We start from the raw sequence: 19911 nt of genomic DNA, 5'->3' as shown, positions 1-19911 counted from the left end.
TGCATCAAAAAGAAAAAAGAGGCTTAACAGCCTCTTTTTTATGCACGTTATTCTTGTCAGGCTTGAGCTTCTAAAGTTTCTTTCATCAACTTAGCTAGAGTTTCAAAGCGCTGACGCAAAGGTGAACCCGGTCGGTAGGCCACCACAAGTCGACGTGAAGGCTCAGGGTTTACCGCTTTTATATAGCAAACACCGTCTTTGACCTTTTCTTTAGGCAGAGAAAGTTTCGGCAATAAGGTAATACCTGCTCCTGCGGCGACCATATTGCGCAGCGTTTCTAAACTGGTGGCTTTAAAGCGAACATCATCTTTTGCGCCCGCTGCAAAACAGAAACCTAATGCCTGATCTCGCAGGCAGTGCCCATCGCCAAGCGCTAACACTGTCTTGCCGTTAAGATCTAACATGTCGACTTCATCACGAGTAGCCCAAGGATGATCACATGGAACAGCGATGCTCATTGGTTCGTCATAAACTTCAATCTCTTTAAACTGAGCCGTTTCATCTACCGCAGCCAGAACTAAACAGTCCAACTTACCATCTTCCAACTGCTGCACAAGCTGGTGAGTTTGAGCTTCGTGCAGAAAAAGCTCCAGTTCAGGGAAATGCTCTTTCAGAGATGGCACAATCCTAGGCAACAAATAAGGACCAAGAGTCGGAATAAATCCAATATGCATCGGCCCCGTCATTGCGCCAGTCTGCTTGCTCGCCATATCCTTGAAGGTTTTTACTTCACTTAAGATGCGTTTCGCCTGATCAACCAATTGCAGACCAGACTCAGTAAAAAGCACACGTCGACTGCTTCGTTCCAGTAAAACTGTACCCAGTTCATCTTCCAATTTACGAATCTGACCACTTAGTGTTGGCTGACTAACAAAACACGCTTCCGCTGCTTTGCGAAAATGTTTGTGCTCAGCCAACGAAACCAAATATTCAAAGTCCCGAATATTCATTATTCACCCCGATAGAATTGAACTATCAAAACCATAACATCAACTGATTGGGTCTATCAAAGATTTTGTGACTAATTTAATCTATATGACGATAATGAGGTTAAACCCGATACGATGATTTCTTTAAGGTAAGAAGAGATGGCTTGCAATAACTGCCAACAAAATTGGTTTTGGAAGAAGATAGGTAAATGCCAGCGCTGCATGGATCAGCTCACCGTTTTGTCTGTGCTTTGCTGGGTGGTATGGTTTTTCTTCTTTAAGCAAGATCCACGCAGTATTGAATCTATCGCGCTGATAATCGCAGGCTTTGCTTTCAACGCTCTGCTTTTTCTACACCTGTGGATGAAATTCGTCATTCTTCCTTGGCGCAAACGACAAGGGAAAGACGATTAGAGACGTGTTAAGAGACATCAATTATTAGGGAACGTATAACGGAGGGAAAATGATTACTCCAGAAAAAGAAAAAGCCCTAAAATCAATAATTGTTTTAGGGCTCTCTTAGATTCTTCTAAGAAAAAGCAGTGGTATTAAAGTAGACCGTGCTTTTTCTGATTGGTTCCGGAAAATTTTGATCTTTTTCGATCTTATTTTCCAGACTTAAGATTCAATAGCTTATGCAACTTTCATCTTAGTAATAAGCTGCTCTGAAACATTCACTTCAAGCGCAACTTCATCACAAGCATGCTGACGAGGACATTTCTCGCAATCTTTAAGAACTTTCTCAGGCAACAAAGTTTTTGACGTTGGAATAAAGTCTAGCTTCATAAAGAACTCAGGGGTACGAGTCAGAACGAATACTTTCTTGATCGCCATTTGGCGCGCTTTACTCACTAGATATTGAACAATCGCCGTACCCTGCCCTTGACCTTGCCAGCCCGCTTCAACGCCGAGTGAACGAATTTCAGCTAAGCCAGAGTCATAGACATACAGAGAAGCACAGCCTGTGATTTCGCCATTATGTTCCGCTACCGCAAATGAACCAATGTCGCGCACGATTTCATTACGAGAACGCGGTAGGTTTTCACCCATATTCGCCCAGTAAGTTACCATGCCCTCTAATGCTTCAATGTCTGTTAGACGAGCAGGACGCACCTTCACAGATGTGGCATCTCGTTTAGATAAACGTGACTCTGCTTGCTCGACTGCATAAGCCACCTGATGAGGCGCTACGCCACCAAGAGCACTACGTTTTTCCAAACAAGACTCAATGGTCAGAATCGCATACACATCGTCTTCAATCACTGGCGAGAAGGCTTTCAGCTCTTCTAGCGTTAACTCTTCCAACGCGCAGCCTTTTGCAATGGCAGCAACCACAGTGACACCCACGATATGATGCGCTTCACGGAATGGAATGCCTTTCGCTACTAGGTAATCCGCTAGCTCGGTTGAGTTTGCATAGCCTTGTTTCGCCGCTTCTAGTGTACGTTCACCGTTCACTTTGATGCCTTCAAAACATAGCGCCGCCATTTCCATACAATCATTCCAAGTATCCAAAGCGTCGAACAGACCTTCTTTGTCTTCTTGCATATCTTTGTTGTATGCCAACGGTAGCGCTTTAACCGTCATCATCATGCCCGCTAACGAACCGTAAACACGACCAGTTTTACCACGGATAAGCTCAAGCGCATCTGGGTTTTTCTTTTGCGGCATCAGTGATGAACCGGAAGTAACGGTATCTGCCAACTCAATGAAACCAGACTCACCTGAGTTGTAGAAAATCATATCTTCAGCTAGACGAGAAAGGTGCAGCATCGAGATAGACGCGACAGACATTAACTCCATCACGTGATCACGGTCTGAAACGGAATCCAGTGAGTTACGAGTCGCGCGACGGAAGCCAAGGTTATGAGCCAGCTTTTCACGATCCATTGGATACGCTGTACCAGCAAGAGCACCAGAGCCTAGCGGACAAGTATCAAGACGCTTAATTGCATCACTCACACGTGAATAATCACGCTCAAACATCTCAACATAAGCTAGACACCAGTGAGCAAAAGTCACAGGCTGGGCACGTTGCAAGTGGGTATAACCCGGCAGCACTGTGCCTTGATGTTCTCTTGCTACTGCAACCATTTTGCTTTGTAAACGATCAAGTGCAATAAGCAGTTGTTGACCTTGCTGACGACACCAAAGTTTCAGGTCAGTCGCTACTTGGTCGTTACGTGAACGGCCAGTATGAAGCTTTTTACCTAAGTCACCAACTTTACCGATCAGCTGCTGCTCTACCCATGAGTGGATATCTTCAGCATCTGAACGCAAAATCTGCTCAGGGTCTTCCATCACTTCAAGCTTGAGCTCATTTAATGCCAACTCAAGTTTTTGCTGTTCGTCTTCACTCAGAACATTGACAGAAAGCAGAGCTTTCGACCACGCAATAGAACCCACAATGTCTTGCTCAGCCAATCGGTAGTCAAAGCGCAATGAATCATTAAACTCTTTGAATCTCGTATCTGCTGCCTGGGTAAATCTTCCGCCCCATAATGCCATTGTGCTTCTCCTGCATCTAATTCCTTGGTTAATTGACCAAAGAATACTTCATTTCTGCCAGTGTTTAAGTGTTTTTTATAATTAAGGATCGCGCTTGAGCGATCCTTTTTTTGTTTCTATCTTAGTTCCCTTTGACGGGAACTTAGGGATTACTTCTTAGCTTCGTTCAATGCTTTGATACGGCTAGCCAAAGAGTAAAGACGGATGAAGCCGCCTGCATGGCTTTGGTCGTAAACTTCATCAGCACCGAAGGTTGCAAACTCTTCTGAGTACAAGCTGTTTTCAGAACGTTTTTGTGTTGCAGTTGCTTGGCCTTTGTAAAGTTTGATCACCACTTCACCGTTAACGTCTTCTGCTAGTGCATCTGCCGCAGCAAACACTGATTTACGTAGTGGAGTGAACCAACGACCGTCATAAACTAGGTGAGAAGCTTTGATACCGATTTCTTCGCGGAATTCAAATGAAGCTTTATCCAGTACAAGTTGTTCAACGGCACGTAGCGCTTCCATCATGATCGTGCCTCCCGGAGTTTCGTAACAACCACGAGACTTCATACCTACAAGACGGTTTTCAACGATATCGATACGACCAATACCATGTTTCACGCCTTTCTCATTCAGTGCAATAAGCGCTTGGTATGGAGAAAGTTCTTTACCATCTACAGCTACCACTTGGCCTTTTTGCACTTTCAGAGTAACGTATTCCGCTTCATTTGGCGCTTGCTCTGGGTCAACAGTCCACGCCCAGCAATCTGCGTTTGGTGCATTCCAAGTGCTTTCCAACACACCACCTTCTGTTGAGATGTGCCATGCGTTTGCATCACGAGAGTAGATTTTAGTCAGTGATGCTGCACATGGGATATTGCGCTCTGCTAGGTAGTCAAGACACTCTTCACGGCTAACAAGGTCCCATTCACGCCAAGGAGCAATAACATGTAGATCTGGTGCTAGTGCTGCAAATGCACCTTCGAAACGAACTTGGTCGTTACCTTTACCAGTACAGCCGTGAGCAAGTGCGTCTGCACCTACTTTACGTGCTACTTCTACTTGCGCTTTTGCAATCACAGGACGAGCCATAGAAGTACCTAGTAGGTATTTACCTTCGTAGTATGCACCTGTTTTTAGCGTTGGGTAAATATAGTCTTTTACTAACTCTTCTTTCAGGTCAACGACGTAACACTCTGATGCACCAGAAGCGATAGCTTTTTCTTCGATACCAACTAATTCTTCTGCGCCTTGACCAACATCAGCAACGAATGCCACTACTTCACAGCCATAGTTTTCTTTCAACCATGGAATGATTACAGATGTATCTAGACCGCCAGAGTAGGCTACGACAACTTTTTTGACTTGAACTTTGCTCATTTTATATCTCCAAATTTCTGGCTCTGCACTTGGCGGTCAGGGCTCAGGATTCCTTTAAATTCTTTTGTTTAAAGAGCAACGTTAACTAATCGATTTAAATTCGTTGCTCTTTAATAGCTATTTCTAAATGATTACTGAGGTAAAAATTGAGTACCGATACTTTCACCTGAAAACAACTTGGCAAGCTTTTCTGGATAACGCCATGTCGCCACTTCAATAGGACGACCAAGCTCTTTCGCGGCATCCAATGCAGCATTTACTTTTACGATCATGCCGTCGGTAATCACTTTACCTTCAATTAAGCTTTTTGCTTTTGACTCATCAAGGGATGCAATCAGATGACCTTTGCCATCCAGTACACCACTCACGTCAGATAAAAGAACTAACTCTGCATCCAGTGCGCTGGCAACAGAGACTGCCGCTTGGTCAGCATTTACGTTCATCATTTGACCGTCTTTTGTCAAACCAATTGAGCTGATGATAGGAACGACACCGGCTTCAAGCAGAAGCTTAGTCACAGTGCCATCACCTGCCGTTGATTTACCGACAGCGCCCAGTTCAGGGTCGAGTTCTTCTACTACACATAAACCGCCATCAGCCAGACATAAACCCACAGCGTTTAAGCCATCTTTAATTGCCTGACCTTGCAGCATCTTGTTCGCTGTGCCTGCGAGTGCACCAGCAATTACACCAATTTGGTCGTAAGGCGTTACACGTAGACCGTCTTTTTTAACGGTTGGTAACTGCAACTTCGCCATGAGATCATCCACAAGGTAACCGCCACCATGAACGATAACAATTCGTCGCTGAGCTTGGGCTTGATACTGTGCGATTGCGCTGAAAAGCTTACTTAGCGTCTCTGAACAAGACAGAGCTGCGCCGCCTAACTTAATCACCAATGGATCTAGTTTTGTATCCGTCATATATAACCCTTACACCAGAGCAGTTAGCTCATCGAAACCGTAATGAATGTTTAAACATTGCATCGCTTGACTCGATGCACCTTTTAATAAATTGTCGATTGCTGAAACGACAATGATATGTTCGCCCTGCACTTTCCAACCAATATCGCAGAACGGAGTAAATTCAACATCTTGGATGCGCGGCAATGAATCCAAGCGCAGACGCACAGCCGCTTTACCTTGGTAAGCTTGAGTAAATGCTTGCTGCACTTGTGCTGCCGTTACACCTTGAGCTAACTTCATCGTAATCGTGGCTAAAATACCGCGTTTAAAATTGCCCAAATGCGGTGTAAATATCACGTCACGAGCAAGGTGAGTAGCAATTTCTGGTTGATGACGATGGTTAAACACGCCATAAGGTTGCAAGCTCACTTCACAAAAACTGTTGGTCAGTGTCGCTTTACGACCCGCACCCGAAACACCACTGGTAGCATTGATCACAGGCCACTGTTGTACATCTAACAAATCATTTTCAATCAGAGGCTTAATCGCTAGTTGAGACGCGGTTGGGTAACAACCAGCTACAGCAACCAGTTGACTCTGTTTGATGTTTTCTAGATTCCACTCAGCCAAGCCATAAGCCGCTTTTTTTAACCAATCAGCATGCTGATGTTCAAAGCCATAGTATTGAGTATAGAAACTCTCACCATCCACACGGTAAGCGCCAGAAAGATCAAAAACTTGGCAGTTGTTGGCCAGAAAAACAGGAGCAAGATCATGACTGACTTCATGTGCAGTCGCGAGAAACACCACGTCACACTCTTGCGCGACTTTTTCAACATCCACTAAAGGTTGCACTGGCACATCAAGCAGACCTGATAGTTTGCCGTGTAACTGACCAATTGACTTTCCTGCATCAGCGCTGTTGGCTGAAACGTATAAACCTGATAGCGTGAGATCAGGGTGTTTGTGCACCATAAGAGCCAGTTCTGCTCCGGTATAGCCGCTTGCGCCGATGATGGTGGTTTTTAACATCTCAAAACGTCCTAAATCGAGTAAAAAATCGACAATTAAAAATGACTATAAATCTTTAAAATTGGCACTTTTATCGGTTTTTTATTCACTAAAAGTGATTTAATATGTGTTTTACAGTTTCAACGTAATTCTGTCAATAGTAGGAGCAAATAATATATGCAATTGCCAAGTTTCCTTGAGGTTTATGAAGGTCTTATTTCAACCTCATCCATCAGCTCCACCGATAGTCGTTGGGATGAAGGCAACGAACAAGTCATTTCTAAATTGGCAGACTGGTGCAGCGCTTTAGGATTTCAAGTGGACGTGGTTCAAGTTGCGCCAGGAAAACAGAACCTGATTGCTAAAAAAGGCGAAGGTGAAGGTGGCTTATTACTATCCGGTCACAGTGATACCGTTCCTTTCGACGAGGGTCGCTGGAACTTTAATCCGCATGCGTTGACTGAAGCAAATAACCGCTTTTACGGTTTAGGCACTGCGGATATGAAAGGCTTCTTTGCTTTTATTTTAGAAGCAGTGAAGAAAGTGGACTGGAGCAAGCAAAAAAAGCCTCTTTATATATTGGCTACGTGTGATGAAGAAACAACCATGCTCGGAGCGCGTCATTTCACGCAAAATACGCCATTCAAACCTGATTACTGCATTATTGGTGAGCCAACCAGCTTAGTGCCAGTTCGTGGTCATAAAGGACATGTGGCAAATGCCATTCGTGTTACGGGGAAATCGGGTCACTCTTCAAACCCTGCACTAGGCGTGAATGCAATTGAGATTATGCATGAAGTGCTTTATGCACTAATGCAACTACGCGACAAATTAGTCAAAGAGTATCACCACCCCGGTTTTGATATCCCAAGTCCAACCTTAAACTTAGGACATATCCACGGAGGCGATAGTCCGAACCGTATCTGTGGTTGCTGTGAACTGCACTATGATGTTCGCCCTCTCCCCGGCATTAGCCTTGATGGTTTGGACAACATGCTGCGTAGCGCACTGACTCAAGTACAAGAGAAATGGCCGGGACGAATTGAGATCGAACCGCTGCACGATGCCATTCCTGGCTATGAATGTGAACATGACCATCCTTTTATTGCAGGGATAAGCGAAATCACCGGCGTTGAAGCTCAAACGGTAAACTATTGTACTGAAGCTCCTTTCCTACAAGAGTTATGTCCGACACTGGTCATGGGACCGGGTTCTATCGACCAAGCTCACCAGCCAGACGAATTTTTGGCCTTCGAGTTTATCGACCCAACCATTAACATCCTTTCTAAGGCGATGTACAAGTACTGCTTCTAGTTCACGACTTATAACCGCCAAACAACAAGGCGTAACACATTAATAACAATGTGATTAACGTCTTGTTGTTTTGTAAGAAAATTCCAACAAACCACTCAAATTGAGCAAACTTACATTGCACACAAACAGGTAAAAACTGGCAAAGATATCACCAGCATCATTTGACTAGACTGGGCAAACTTAGATAAATTGTCTTTCTAACAAGGAACACAGGATGTAATTTTTTTACAAGGCAGGATGACAATGAACGAACAATACTCTGCACTCAAAAGTAACGTAAGCATGCTTGGGCATCTATTGGGTAAAACCATTCAAGATGCAGATGGCGACGTTATTTTAGAGAAAGTGGAAACCATTCGTAAGCTTTCAAAATCTGCAATGGCAGGTAATCAAGCGGATCGGAATCTACTGATTGAAGAGATAAAAAGCCTTCCCAACGAGCAGTTGACTCCAGTGGCTCGTGCTTTTAACCAATTTTTGAATTTGACCAATATCGCTGAGCAGTACCACACCATTTCACGTCATTGTGAAGAGAATGTGTGTGAACCAGATTCAATCCATGCTCTGTTTTCAAAACTCAGCCAAAATTCTATTAGTAAACTCGATACCGCACAGGCACTACGCGAACTCAACATTGAACTAGTATTGACCGCTCACCCAACAGAGATCACTCGTCGTACGATGATCAACAAGTTGGTAAAAATAAATGAGTGTCTATCTAAACTCGAGTTAACTGAACTCTCTTCTAAAGAGCGTCATAAAACTGAACGCCGTCTAGAGCAATTAATTGCTCAAAGCTGGCACTCAGACGTCATTCGTCAACAACGCCCAACACCGTTAGACGAAGCCAAATGGGGCTTCGCTGTTGTAGAAAATTCTCTATGGCAAGCCGTACCTGAGTTCCTACGAGATCTTAATGAACGTGCAAAAGAGTACTTGGGTGAAGGTCTACCTCTAGACGCTCGTCCAGTTCACTTCTCATCTTGGATGGGTGGTGACCGAGACGGTAACCCATTTGTCACTCACACCATTACTCGTGAAGTATTGCTACTTTCTCGTTGGAAAGCGGCGGACCTTTATCTAGGCGACATCAACGAGCTGGTTAGCGAGCTATCGATGACCAAATGCAGTGATGAGTTACGCCAACTTGCGGGTGAAAATGAGCACGAACCGTATCGTGCAATTCTAAAAGGCTTACGCTCACTGCTCCAAGAAACTCTCGAAGTTCTGGATGCTAAAGTGCACGGAGAAAAACTTCCGAAGAAAGCACCACTGCAGGACATCAGCCAGCTTTGGGACCCACTTTACGCGTGTTATAAGTCACTGCATGAGTGCGGTATGGGCGTTATCGCTGACGGTTCACTGCTAGACACTTTACGCCGTATCAAAGCATTTGGCGTCCACTTGGTTCGTCTTGATATCCGTCAGGAAAGTACTCGCCACGCGGATGTTCTGTCTGAGCTAACTCGTTACTTAGGCATCGGTGATTACAATCACTGGAGCGAACAAGACAAGATTTCATTCTTAACCAATGAATTAAGCTCTAAGCGCCCTCTTCTTCCTCGTGATTGGCAGCCTTCTGAGCAAGTTCAAGAAGTTCTTGATACTTGTAAGATCATTGCTGCACAACCACGCGCAGCGTTCGGTGCTTATGTCATCTCTATGGCTCGCACTGCTTCAGATGTGCTTGCCGTGCACCTATTGCTTCAAGAAGCAGGCTGTCCTTACCGTATGGACGTGTGTCCGCTATTCGAAACGTTGGATGACTTGAACAACGCTGAAGACGTTATCAAGCAACTGATGAGTATCGACCTTTACCGAGGCTTTATCCAAAACCATCAAATGGTGATGATCGGTTATTCAGATTCAGCGAAAGATGCGGGCGTAATGTCTGCTGGCTGGGCGCAATACCGTGCAATGGATTCACTGGTGAAAGTGTGTGACCAAGAAGGTATTGAACTGACTCTATTCCATGGTCGTGGCGGTACAATCGGTCGTGGTGGTGCACCTGCACACGCGGCACTGCTTTCTCAGCCACCGAAGAGTCTTAAAGGTGGTCTGCGTGTAACCGAGCAAGGTGAGATGATTCGCTTTAAGCTTGGCTTACCTGAAATTGCCGTGAATAGCTTCAACATGTACGCAAGTGCAATTCTTGAAGCAAACCTATTGCCACCACCAGAGCCAAAACAAGATTGGCGTGACTTGATGGATGCACTTTCAGAAGTTTCTTGTGAAGCCTATCGTCAAGTGGTTCGCGGTGAGCCTGATTTTGTTCCTTACTTCCGTCAAGCAACACCTGAGCTTGAGCTAGGCAAATTACCTCTGGGCTCTCGTCCTGCCAAACGTAACCCGAATGGCGGCGTAGAAAGCTTACGTGCGATTCCTTGGATCTTCTCTTGGAGTCAAAACCGTTTGATGCTTCCTGCATGGTTAGGCGCTGGTGAGGCAATTCAGTTCTCGATTGATAAAGGTCACCAAGCTCTGCTTGAAGAGATGTGTCGTGAATGGCCATTCTTCTCAACTCGCCTTGGCATGCTTGAAATGGTGTACACCAAATGTAGTGTTGATTTGGCTCGTTACTATGATGAGCGTCTGGTTGATGAGAAGCTACGCCCACTCGGTCAACGTCTGCGTGATCAGCTACAAAAAGACATCAAGACGGTGCTGAATGTAGAGAACAACGAAAACCTGATGCAAAGCGATCCTTGGGGTCAGGAATCCATTCGTCTACGCAGTATCTATGTAGAGCCATTGAACATGCTACAAGCAGAACTGCTGTACCGTACTCGTCAAACGGAAACACCTGCGACAGAGCTGGAAGAAGCTCTGATGGTAACCATTGCAGGTATCGCAGCAGGTATGCGCAACACAGGCTAATTAGCAGTATAATGTTTCATAAAAACACCAAAAGGTCGCAATTTAGCGACCTTTTATTTTGCTTGGAGATTTTATTGAGAATAATATCAGTTTTTTGTATCAAAACGTCCTTGTATTCTACTTTATGCTTATTATTTAGATATACTACTGCACCTCTGCGATACCGAGACTAATAAAAATACATCGTAGCGAGGTATGCATACGCATAACTACCTCTAGGTGATAAACGGCTTTAAAGGTGACATGAACAGCACACTTGTGCTGAATTTGCTTAAGTTTTCTAACTATTAAGTTTTTAACTATTTAAGTTAAAAAAAGCGTGCCAACAGAAGCACAAACGATAGTTAAGCAATTTTTAAACTTACTTAACCAATTTGGATAAAAAGACATGTCATTACCACACGTAATTCTCACTGTTCTTAGCACACGTGATGCGACGGGATACGACATCACTAAAGAGTTTTCAGCAAGTATTGGTTACTTCTGGAAAGCCAGTCATCAACAAGTTTACCGCGAACTAAACAAAATGGGCCAACAAGGTTTGGTCACTTGTGTTTTGGAGCCGCAAGAAGGTAAACCAGATAGAAAAGTCTATTCAATTACAGATTCTGGACGTAGCGCATTGGGCGATTGGTTTGAGCAACCAACAGCTCACCCTACGGTACGAGATGAATTTAGTGCAAAGCTTATTGCTTGCTCGGTTCAACCATCAGCACCTTTTAGATCTCAACTAGGTGAACTGGTTGAAGAGTCTCGCAAACTAGTTGCACACTATCAAGAAATCGAAGCTGCCTACTACGCTACACCTGCGGTACTAGATAAACAGCAACGTTTAGAGCGTTTGACGCTGCGTCGTAATCTACTTCTTCGTCAAACTTGGATTGAGTGGGCAGAAGAAGTCATGGCTGAGCTTGATGCTATTGGCTAATACGCCAGCGTCATACTTAATCTGCTTTACGAGATAAAGAAAAGGGATAATGCTCAGCATTATCCCTTTTTGTTTTTCTGTTTACGCCACGAGCTAAATGCCGTCGCCACCTGTAAATGTCTGCACGCGACCGTTAAACTGCTGATCCATATCGAAGGATGGTTTCTCAGAACGCGGGCGTCCTACGATACGTGCTGGAACACCAGCCACTGTCGTGTGCGGAGGAACAGCTTGCAGTACCACAGAGCACGAGCCAATTTTCGCCCCTTCGCCCACTTCAATGTTGCCCAGAATCTTGGCACCAGCACCAATCATCACACCTTCACGAATTTTCGGATGGCGGTCACCACACTCTTTACCTGTACCACCAAGGGTCACGTCTTGAAGAATAGAAACGTCGTTTTCAACCACAGCCGTTTCACCAATGACAATCCCTGTTGCGTGGTCAAGCATGATGCCTCGGCCAATACGCGCAGCCGGATGGATATCCACTTGGCAAGCAACCGAAATTTGGTTTTGCAGGTAAGTAGCCAGCGCCACACGGCCTTGTTTCCAAAGCCAGTTGGCAACGCGGTATCCTTGCAAAGCATGATAACCTTTGAGGTAAAGCAGGGGCATTGAGTACATCGACACCGCTGGGTCACGGTTAACCGTCGCGCAAATATCACACGCAGCTGCTTCCGTAATACTAGGATCCGCCGCAAAGGCTTCTTCAACTACTTCACGCACTGCCATGGCAGGCATTGAAGAAGTGTTTAATTTATTCGCAAGAATGTAGCTCAATGCAGAAGCCAAACTATCATGCTTAATGATGGTTGCATGATAGAAACTGGCGAGCATTGGCTCCTGTTCAGACTGTTCGCGAGCTTCCTTAACGATGGTCTGCCAAACTTTCTCTTTTTCGCACAATTTCATTGGTTTATGTGTCCCGGACGTTCATTCAAAGTCAGGTCTGTATTTATTGTAATATCGAGTGAGATCCTGACTTATGATACAAGGTTAACGTTCCGCTTTTTTGTCTCGCGCAAGCAAATCTTGTGCGGCTAAGCGTGCATCCTTCCCTTGATACAATACTTGATAAATTTGTTCAACTATAGGCATTTCAATACCAATACGCTGAGCTAGCGCCCACACTTCTTGGGTATTTCTATAACCTTCAACAACTTGACCTATTTCCACCTGGGCAGTATCGACATCTTTGCCTTGGCCTAAAGCCAAACCAAAGCGACGATTTCGTGACTGGTTATCAGTACAGGTCAACACTAAGTCACCTAAACCAGCCATACCCATAAAGGTTTCAGCTTCAGCGCCTAACGCAATACCTAGGCGAGTCATTTCAGCAAGGCCACGAGTAATCAGTGCTGTACGCGCATTGGCACCAAAGCCAATACCATCAGACATCCCCGCACCAATCGCAATAACGTTCTTCACTGCGCCGCCAAGCTGCATGCCAATAAAGTCGCTGTTTGCATAGACTCGGAAAGTTTTACTACAGTGGATTTTCTCTTGCAGATCTTTCACGAACTGCGCATCTGGGGACGCCACTGAAATTGCTGTCGGCATGCCCATTGCCAATTCTTTGGCAAACGTTGGCCCAGATAACACTGCCAATGAGTGAGAGTCACCAATCACATCATTAGCGACATCTTGTAGCAGTCTGCCTGTTTCTGGTTCCAAGCCTTTCGTCGCCCAACAAAGTCGAGTGTCAGGACGCAAATACGGTTTCAAACTTTTCAGTACGATACCAAACACATGGCTCGGCACAACCACCAGCAGATCACGACACGCTTCCACCGCTTTTTTCAAATCAGATTCAACAATCAAAGAGTCAGGGAAATCAATACCCGGTAAAAACGCTTGGTTAGCGCGATCAGCCTGTAATTTAGCCATATGCTCTTCTTCGTGCCCCCAAAGAACAATGTTAGCGCCATTACGTGCTAATGAAATTGCTAGCGAGGTTCCGTAAGAGCCGGCACCAATAACTGTCATGGATACCGTTTTACCGTAAGCATTATTTACTTGTGCGTCTGTCATTGTTCCGCCCGATGAATAATCGTTTGTTAACACTAATTTTATACCCAAAGTTCAATATGCCAATCCTACTTAGGAACAAGTTAATGATTTGGCTGAGTTTGGGTCAAAATAAAAATGCACATAGTACTCATTAAGTACGCTGTGCATTCATTGCCACGAATGGCTACATATTTAAACCGCTATCGCCTTAAGCTTCAGCGCTTTCTGTACCTTGACCAGCGGCTTGCTGTTGTAGGTAGTTCATGAACAATGCATCAAAGTTAACTGGTGCTAGGTTCAATTGTGGGAACGTACCTTTAACCACTAGGCTAGAGATAGTTTCACGCGCATATGGGAATAGAATGTTCGGGCAGAATGCACCTAGACAATGAGCTAGCTGACCTGCATCCATATTCTCAACAGTAAAAATACCACCCTGTTGAACTTCACATAGGAAAGCTGTTTCTTCAGCATTCTTAACGGTTACTGTTAAACGTAGAACAACTTCGTAAACGCCTTCACCCAGTTCACGGCTTTGAGTGTCTAGGTCCAGTTTTACATCTGGGTTCCACTCTTTTTGGAACATTACTGGAGAGTTTGGCGCTTCAAAAGAAACATCTTTTAGGAAAATACGTTGAATTGCGAAGTTTTGTTGTGCGTCTTGTGTTGCTGCTTCAGCCATTTTTGAATCCTTAATACTGATAAATTCCGGTCAAGGTTGATACCTTGAGACTAACCGAGAACGTTCTGAATCACGAGGCTGAGACACCAATACGTGGAAAACATCACATCTCTTTCAATCAAATGCTGCCTTTTTAGACAGCATTTCAAATCGGTTATGGGCGTTATTTCTTACCACGAACAAGCGGAAGTTTTGCATCAACCCAGCCTGTAATACCGTTTTTAAGAACACTGACGTTCTCAAAACCAGCTTTAGTAAGTAAATCTGCACTTTCACGAGCAGTTTGTCCCATCTTACATACCACAATGATTGGGTCAGATTTATGACTTTCAAGCGCACCAAAGTTATTCGCTTTGATATCAGTCGGCAAAATGTGAAGTGCGTCAGTAATGTGACCACGTTTGAATTCGTCTTTCGCACGAATATCGACAACAACACCATTCTCGCGGTTTAAAAGCTGAGTCACTTGTGGTGCTGTGAGCTCTTTGTATGTTGCTGTTGCTGATTTATAAATATTGAAAATCAATGCAACTAAAATACCGACCCAAGCTAGTGATAGGATCATATTTTGTTGGAAAAACTGAATGTATTCTTGCATGTCCTGCGCTCTTACCGTTGTATATCAAAAAATGGTGGTTCAAAATCAGACAAGGAGTATAACGAGGTTAAACGCCTGAGGCGAGTAGTTACCACGTATAATCCTTGGCATGTGTCATGGTTTCAGCTTCTTTCCCCACATTTAAGGCAATATGAAGCAAACTACGCTCGTGGGAAGGGAAATGCTGTCACTTTATCAATATGGTCTTCACCCAATGCCAACATAATCAAACGATCAATACCTAAAGCAACACCTGCGCATTCTGGCAGCCCCGACTCAAGAGCGGCTATCAAGTGATAATCGATAGGTTGTTCCTCCAGCCCCATCTGCAAACGCTTACGGTTATCTTGCTCAAAACGCGCTAACTGTTCTTTCGCGTTGTCCAGCTCATGGAATCCATTCGCCAGTTCAATCCCTTTAAAATAGACCTCAAAACGGTCTGCAACTCTAGGATCGTGCGGGTTAATTTTCGCTAATGCTGCTTGAGATGCAGGGAAGTCGTAAACAAATACTGGTACTTGCTGCCCAATGTGCGGTTCAACACCAATACTGAACAGAAGCTGCAACAAAGTGTCTCTGTCTTCTTCTGGCTCAGCGATATCACTTAAGCCTAATCGCGCAGCCACTTTTTTCAGCTCAACCATAGAACCTTCAAGCGGACAAACCTTTAACACTGTTAAAAATGCATTTTGGTATGTCATACGCTCTGCAGCGCTCACTTTTAATACCATTTGCAACAGGTCATCCATTTCATCCATCAAATCATGATGGTTAAATCCAACACGATACCACTCCAGCATAGTGAACTCAGGGTTGTGATAACGACCATTCTCTTCGTTACGGAACGCTTTGTTGATTTGATAAATAGAGCCACTTCCTGCCGCCAATAATCGCTTCATGTGGAATTCAGGACTTGTCATAAGATGCAGTCGACTTCCTTTAGCATACTCCGGACCGACGAACTCCGTTTGAAAGGTATGCAAGTGGATATCCGTCACCGTAGCGTGACTCATTGCAGGGGTGTCGACTTCCAGCACATCTCTCTGCGCAAAGAAATGACGTATTGACGTTAAGAGCTGTGCACGTTGCTTAAGTTGCTCTATTGATGCTGTTGGCATCCAATCGGACTTATTCATTTGGTTATTCACTTAATCAGGATTGAATAGATTTTACCTTTTCGGATCAAAATACAAAACCCAAACGTGATGCCAATCACACAAGATAAAATTTGTATGCTTATGTTTGCACTACCTAAGCAAAAACCCAACAGAATCAATTTTTTCCTCTCTGACCTCTCCTAAACTGGGTCTACCACTTTATAAGTGGATTTGGTTTGATTCGGAGGCGCGGCAATCCTTTAGCGTTCAACGAACAACCCCCCAATATAACGAGGAATGAGCACCATAGCTCATCATCAACATACAATACACTGGAGGATAACTGTGCAGACAATTACCACAGATATCGCAGTCATCGGCGCAGGTGGTGCGGGTCTTCGTACTGCAATTGCAGCAGCTGAAGCGAACCCGAACCTAGAAGTTGCCCTGATATCTAAAGTTTATCCGATGCGTTCTCACACGGTAGCCGCTGAGGGCGGTTCCGCAGCAGTTATCAAGGAAGAAGACAGCCTAGACAACCACTTCAACGACACCGTTGGCGGGGGCGACTGGCTATGTGAACAGGATGTTGTGGAATATTTTGTGAAAAATTCCACTCGCGAAATGATTCAAATGGAGCAATGGGGTTGCCCATGGAGCCGTAAAGAAAATGGCGAAGTTAACGTTCGTCGTTTTGGCGGTATGAAAGTCGAGCGTACTTGGTTTGCGGCCGACAAAACTGGCTTCCACATGCTACATACACTCTTCCAAACTTCAATTAAGTATCCTCAAATCAAACGATTTGATGAGTATTTTGTTGTCGATCTATTGGTTGTTGATGGTGAAGTTCAAGGGCTAGTTGCCATTCATATGTCTGAGGGTGAATTAGTCCTTATCAAAGCGAAATCAGTTGTATTAGCAACGGGTGGCGCAGGCCGTGTTTATCACTGTAACACTAATGGTGGCATTGTAACTGGCGACGGTATGGCAATGGCGTATCGCCATGGTGTGCCACTGCGTGACATGGAATTCGTTCAATACCACCCAACAGGTCTACCGGGTACTGGTATTCTAATGACCGAAGGTTGTCGTGGTGAAGGCGGTATCATCGTCAATAAGAACGGCTACCGTTACCTGCAAGATTACGGCATGGGTCCAGAGACACCTGTGGGTCAGCCGAAAAACAAATACATGGAACTGGGTCCTCGCGACAAAGTTTCACAAGCATTCTGGCACGAACAGCAAAAAGGCAACACCATCAAACACCCACTCGGTGATGTTGTGCATCTCGACTTACGCCATTTAGGCGAAGAGTACCTGCAAGAGCGTCTGCCATTCATTTGTGAACTGGCAAAAGCCTATGTAAACGTAGACCCAGCGAAAGAGCCAATTCCAATTCGCCCAACAGTGCACTACACCATGGGTGGTATTGAAACCAATGGTCAATGTGAAACTCGTATTAACGGTCTGTTTGCCGTGGGTGAGTGTGCATCTGTAGGTCTTCACGGTGCAAACCGTCTTGGTTCTAACTCACTGGCAGAATTCGTGGTATTTGGTCGAGTTGCAGGCGAACATGCTGTGAAACGCGCGCAAGAATTCAAAGGCTGGAACGACAAAGCTATCGATGAACAAGTGAAAGCCGTTGAAGCTCGTATTCAAGCACTGCTAAACCAAGAAGGCGATGAAAACTGGGCAGATATCCGCACTGAAATGGGTCATACCATGGAAGCGGGTTGTGGTATCTACCGTCAAGAAGACTTGATGCAAGAAACCATCGATAAACTTACCGAGCTTAAAGAGCGCTACAAGAAAATCAGCATCAAAGATAAAGGTAAAGTATTCAACACTGACCTGCTTTATGCGATTGAAGTTGGCTACGGTTTAGAAGTAGCAGAAGCGATGGTTCACTCAGCATTGCTGCGTAAAGAATCTCGCGGTGCCCACCAGCGTTTAGATAACGGTTGTACCGAACGTGATGATGAGAACTTCCTAAAACACTCACTTGCGTTCTATCAAAATGGCGATGCGCCGAAAATTGATTACAGCCCTGTGACCATCACTAAGTCTCAACCTAAAGCACGACTCTACGGTGAAGCTGCAGAAAAAGCCGCAGCTGCAGAAGCGGCGCAAGAAGCAGGTGCAAGTGCGGAGGATCAAGAATAATGGCGAATCGTATTCAAAAAGTAGAGATCTTACGCTACGACCCAGCGAGAGATGCTGAACCTTATCTACAAAAGTTTGAAGTGCCTTTTGACGAAACCATGTCAGTACTAGATGCTATCGGTTATGTGAAAGACAACTTAGATAAAGAGCTTTCATACCGCTGGTCTTGTCGAATGGCGATTTGTGGTTCATGCGGCATTATGGTCAACGGCGTGCCAAAACTGGCGTGTAAGAGCTTCCTTCGTGACTACCCGAATGGCTTAAAAATCGAGCCGCTAGCGAACTTCCCGATTGAAAAAGATTTGATTGTCGATATGACTCCGTTTATCGAACGTCTAGAAGCGATCAAACCTTACATTATCGGTAATGACCGTACACCTGAAGATGGTCCAAACAACCAGACACCTGAGCAGATGGCAAAATACAAACAGTTCGCTGGCTGTATTAACTGTGGTCTGTGTTATGCAGCGTGTCCACAGTTTGGTCTTAACCCAGAGTTTATCGGTCCTGCGGCGCTGACATTGGCTCATCGTTATAACCTAGATTCTCGTGACAATGGTAAAGCAGAACGTATGAAGCTTATCAATGGCGAGAATGGCGCATGGGGTTGTACTTTTGTGGGTTACTGCTCTGAAGTATGTCCTAAACATGTCGACCCTGCGGCGGCGGTAAACCAAGGTAAAGTGGAATCGTCAATGGACTTCGTGATTGCAATGTTGAAACCAGACGGTTCAACAAACAAAGTGGAGGGCTAAGGATGAGTAACCGTAAACCTTATGTTCGTCAGATGAAACGTACTTGGTGGAAAGATCATCCTTTCTATCGCTTTTACATGGTACGTGAAGCAACTGTTCTACCGCTCATTCTTTTCACCTTGTTCCTGACCGCAGGTTTGGGTGCATTAGTTAAAGGCCCTGAAGCTTGGAACACTTGGCTTGCATTTATGGCAAATCCGGTCGTTATCGCAATCAATATTGTTGCGCTGGCAGGTAGCCTATTTCATGCACAAACCTTCTTCAGCATGATGCCGCAAGTAATGCCAATTCGCATCAAAGGCAAATTGTTGGATAAGAAAATCATCGTATTGAGTCAGTGGGCCGCAGTTGCCTTCATCTCTCTCATTGTTCTGATTGTGGTGTAAGGAGCTTATTGTGATTAATACCAATCCAAAACGTTCAGATGAACCTGTATGGTGGGGACTGTTTGGTGCTGGCGGCACTTGGTTCGCTATGATTACCCCGATCACTGTGTTCGTATTAGGTATCTTGGTTCCGCTAGGCATTATTGATGCTGACGCACTGAGCTACGAACGTGTCACCGGCTTTGCGACTAATATTATTGGCGCGCTGTTCATTATTGGTACTCTAGCACTACCAATGTGGCACGCGATGCACCGTGTTCACCACGGTATGCACGACCTAAAATTCCACACTGGTATTATCGGCAAAATTGCCTGTTATGCATTTGCCGGATTCATCACACTGCTTGCAGTCGTGTTTATTGGAATGCTAATGCTGTAGTG

18 protein-coding genes are annotated in these 19911 nt (G+C 44.8%); 8 read left to right on the top strand and 10 right to left on the bottom strand.

The window, feature by feature from the left end:
- Window positions 1-56: 56 nt before the first annotated feature.
- A complete protein-coding gene (gene oxyR / locus L3V23_RS14260; protein ID WP_102962850.1) occupies window positions 57-950 on the bottom strand; it encodes a DNA-binding transcriptional regulator OxyR in 894 nt (297 codons plus the stop codon).
- A 138-nt stretch (window positions 951-1088) separates the two neighbouring features.
- Here oxyR and L3V23_RS14255 point away from each other — a divergent pair, with 138 nt between their 5' ends.
- A complete protein-coding gene (locus L3V23_RS14255; protein WP_102966323.1) occupies window positions 1089-1343 on the top strand; it encodes a DUF3624 domain-containing protein in 255 nt (84 codons plus the stop codon).
- A 219-nt stretch (window positions 1344-1562) separates the two neighbouring features.
- Here L3V23_RS14255 and argH read toward each other — a convergent pair whose 3' ends face one another.
- From argH to argC, 4 genes are all read right to left on the bottom strand, one after another.
- The gene (argH, locus tag L3V23_RS14250) at window positions 1563-3437 is read right to left on the bottom strand and encodes an argininosuccinate lyase (RefSeq protein WP_042485068.1); all 1875 of its coding nucleotides are present in this window, start codon (window positions 3435-3437) and stop codon (window positions 1563-1565) included.
- A gap of 149 nt (window positions 3438-3586) precedes the next feature.
- Window positions 3587-4801: an argininosuccinate synthase gene (locus L3V23_RS14245; protein WP_102966324.1), complete on the bottom strand. Its 1215-nt coding sequence runs from the start codon at window positions 4799-4801 to the stop codon at window positions 3587-3589.
- Window positions 4802-4932: 131 nt separating this feature from the next.
- Window positions 4933-5724 (bottom strand): acetylglutamate kinase, encoded by a 792-nt coding sequence (gene argB, locus L3V23_RS14240; RefSeq protein ID WP_102966325.1) that lies wholly within the window; start codon window positions 5722-5724, stop codon window positions 4933-4935.
- A 9-nt stretch (window positions 5725-5733) separates the two neighbouring features.
- The gene (argC, locus tag L3V23_RS14235) at window positions 5734-6738 is read right to left on the bottom strand and encodes an N-acetyl-gamma-glutamyl-phosphate reductase (RefSeq protein ID WP_102966326.1); all 1005 of its coding nucleotides are present in this window, start codon (window positions 6736-6738) and stop codon (window positions 5734-5736) included.
- Window positions 6739-6894: 156 nt separating this feature from the next.
- Here argC and argE point away from each other — a divergent pair, with 156 nt between their 5' ends.
- The 3 genes from argE (at window position 6895) to L3V23_RS14220 (ending at window position 11836) form a co-directional block, all read left to right on the top strand.
- Window positions 6895-8031, top strand: a complete 1137-nt coding sequence (gene argE, locus L3V23_RS14230) for an acetylornithine deacetylase (RefSeq protein WP_042485055.1) — start codon at window positions 6895-6897, stop codon at window positions 8029-8031.
- Window positions 8032-8274: 243 nt separating this feature from the next.
- Window positions 8275-10908, top strand: coding sequence for a phosphoenolpyruvate carboxylase (gene ppc, locus L3V23_RS14225; protein ID WP_102962920.1), 2634 nt, complete (start codon window positions 8275-8277; stop codon window positions 10906-10908).
- Between the two features lie 388 nt (window positions 10909-11296).
- Window positions 11297-11836 carry a PadR family transcriptional regulator gene (locus tag L3V23_RS14220; RefSeq protein WP_042485053.1) on the top strand — a complete coding sequence of 180 codons (540 nt, stop codon included), beginning with the start codon at window positions 11297-11299 and terminating at the stop codon, window positions 11834-11836.
- Window positions 11837-11929: 93 nt separating this feature from the next.
- Here L3V23_RS14220 and cysE read toward each other — a convergent pair whose 3' ends face one another.
- The 5 genes from cysE to epmA form a co-directional block, all read right to left on the bottom strand.
- Window positions 11930-12751: a serine O-acetyltransferase gene (cysE, locus tag L3V23_RS14215; protein WP_102966327.1), complete on the bottom strand. Its 822-nt coding sequence runs from the start codon at window positions 12749-12751 to the stop codon at window positions 11930-11932.
- Between the two features lie 84 nt (window positions 12752-12835).
- Window positions 12836-13870 (bottom strand): NAD(P)H-dependent glycerol-3-phosphate dehydrogenase, encoded by a 1035-nt coding sequence (gpsA, locus tag L3V23_RS14210; RefSeq protein WP_042485046.1) that lies wholly within the window; start codon window positions 13868-13870, stop codon window positions 12836-12838.
- Between the two features lie 187 nt (window positions 13871-14057).
- The gene (secB, locus tag L3V23_RS14205; protein ID WP_042485043.1) at window positions 14058-14531 is read right to left on the bottom strand and encodes a protein-export chaperone SecB; all 474 of its coding nucleotides are present in this window, start codon (window positions 14529-14531) and stop codon (window positions 14058-14060) included.
- A gap of 163 nt (window positions 14532-14694) precedes the next feature.
- Window positions 14695-15129 carry a rhodanese-like domain-containing protein gene (locus tag L3V23_RS14200; RefSeq protein WP_042485040.1) on the bottom strand — a complete coding sequence of 145 codons (435 nt, stop codon included), beginning with the start codon at window positions 15127-15129 and terminating at the stop codon, window positions 14695-14697.
- Window positions 15130-15290: 161 nt separating this feature from the next.
- A complete protein-coding gene (epmA, locus tag L3V23_RS14195) occupies window positions 15291-16265 on the bottom strand; it encodes an elongation factor P--(R)-beta-lysine ligase (protein ID WP_102966328.1) in 975 nt (324 codons plus the stop codon).
- 306 nt (window positions 16266-16571) lie between these two features.
- Between epmA and frdA the strand changes: the two genes are divergently transcribed.
- Genes frdA through frdD form a run of 4 tightly spaced genes read left to right on the top strand, consistent with a single transcriptional unit; the run spans window position 16572 to window position 19909 of the window.
- Complete coding sequence (frdA, locus tag L3V23_RS14190) at window positions 16572-18389, top strand: fumarate reductase (quinol) flavoprotein subunit (protein ID WP_102953960.1); 1818 nt, start codon at window positions 16572-16574, stop codon at window positions 18387-18389.
- Window positions 18386-19144: a succinate dehydrogenase/fumarate reductase iron-sulfur subunit gene (locus tag L3V23_RS14185; protein WP_042485030.1), complete on the top strand. Its 759-nt coding sequence runs from the start codon at window positions 18386-18388 to the stop codon at window positions 19142-19144. Before frdA ends, L3V23_RS14185 begins: the two co-directional genes overlap by 4 nt.
- A 2-nt stretch (window positions 19145-19146) precedes the next feature.
- Window positions 19147-19530, top strand: coding sequence for a fumarate reductase subunit FrdC (gene frdC / locus L3V23_RS14180; RefSeq protein WP_042485027.1), 384 nt, complete (start codon window positions 19147-19149; stop codon window positions 19528-19530).
- Window positions 19531-19540: 10 nt separating this feature from the next.
- Window positions 19541-19909, top strand: a complete 369-nt coding sequence (gene frdD / locus L3V23_RS14175; protein WP_102953958.1) for a fumarate reductase subunit FrdD — start codon at window positions 19541-19543, stop codon at window positions 19907-19909.
- Window positions 19910-19911: the final 2 nt, after the last annotated feature.

This window comes from Vibrio sp. A1-b2, assembly GCF_021726015.1.
Classification (GTDB): domain Bacteria; phylum Pseudomonadota; class Gammaproteobacteria; order Enterobacterales; family Vibrionaceae; genus Vibrio; species Vibrio diazotrophicus.
This window is presented reverse-complemented; position numbering and strand designations above follow the sequence as displayed.

Excerpts from the sequence above, each read along its gene's own strand:
- oxyR (WP_102962850.1), bottom strand. The coding sequence starts at position 950 with ATGAATATTCGGGACTTTGAATATTTGGTTTCGTTGGCTGAGCACAAA.
- L3V23_RS14255 (WP_102966323.1), top strand. The coding sequence starts at position 1,089 with ATGGCTTGCAATAACTGCCAACAAAATTGGTTTTGGAAGAAGATAGGT.
- argH (WP_042485068.1), bottom strand. The coding sequence starts at position 3,437 with ATGGCATTATGGGGCGGAAGATTTACCCAGGCAGCAGATACGAGATTC.
- L3V23_RS14245 (WP_102966324.1), bottom strand. The coding sequence starts at position 4,801 with ATGAGCAAAGTTCAAGTCAAAAAAGTTGTCGTAGCCTACTCTGGCGGT.
- argB (WP_102966325.1), bottom strand. The coding sequence starts at position 5,724 with ATGACGGATACAAAACTAGATCCATTGGTGATTAAGTTAGGCGGCGCA.
- argC (WP_102966326.1), bottom strand. The coding sequence starts at position 6,738 with ATGTTAAAAACCACCATCATCGGCGCAAGCGGCTATACCGGAGCAGAA.
- argE (WP_042485055.1), top strand. The coding sequence starts at position 6,895 with ATGCAATTGCCAAGTTTCCTTGAGGTTTATGAAGGTCTTATTTCAACC.
- ppc (WP_102962920.1), top strand. The coding sequence starts at position 8,275 with ATGAACGAACAATACTCTGCACTCAAAAGTAACGTAAGCATGCTTGGG.
- L3V23_RS14220 (WP_042485053.1), top strand. The coding sequence starts at position 11,297 with ATGTCATTACCACACGTAATTCTCACTGTTCTTAGCACACGTGATGCG.
- cysE (WP_102966327.1), bottom strand. The coding sequence starts at position 12,751 with ATGAAATTGTGCGAAAAAGAGAAAGTTTGGCAGACCATCGTTAAGGAA.
- gpsA (WP_042485046.1), bottom strand. The coding sequence starts at position 13,870 with ATGACAGACGCACAAGTAAATAATGCTTACGGTAAAACGGTATCCATG.
- secB (WP_042485043.1), bottom strand. The coding sequence starts at position 14,531 with ATGGCTGAAGCAGCAACACAAGACGCACAACAAAACTTCGCAATTCAA.
- L3V23_RS14200 (WP_042485040.1), bottom strand. The coding sequence starts at position 15,129 with ATGCAAGAATACATTCAGTTTTTCCAACAAAATATGATCCTATCACTA.
- epmA (WP_102966328.1), bottom strand. The coding sequence starts at position 16,265 with ATGAATAAGTCCGATTGGATGCCAACAGCATCAATAGAGCAACTTAAG.
- frdC (WP_042485027.1), top strand. The coding sequence starts at position 19,147 with ATGAGTAACCGTAAACCTTATGTTCGTCAGATGAAACGTACTTGGTGG.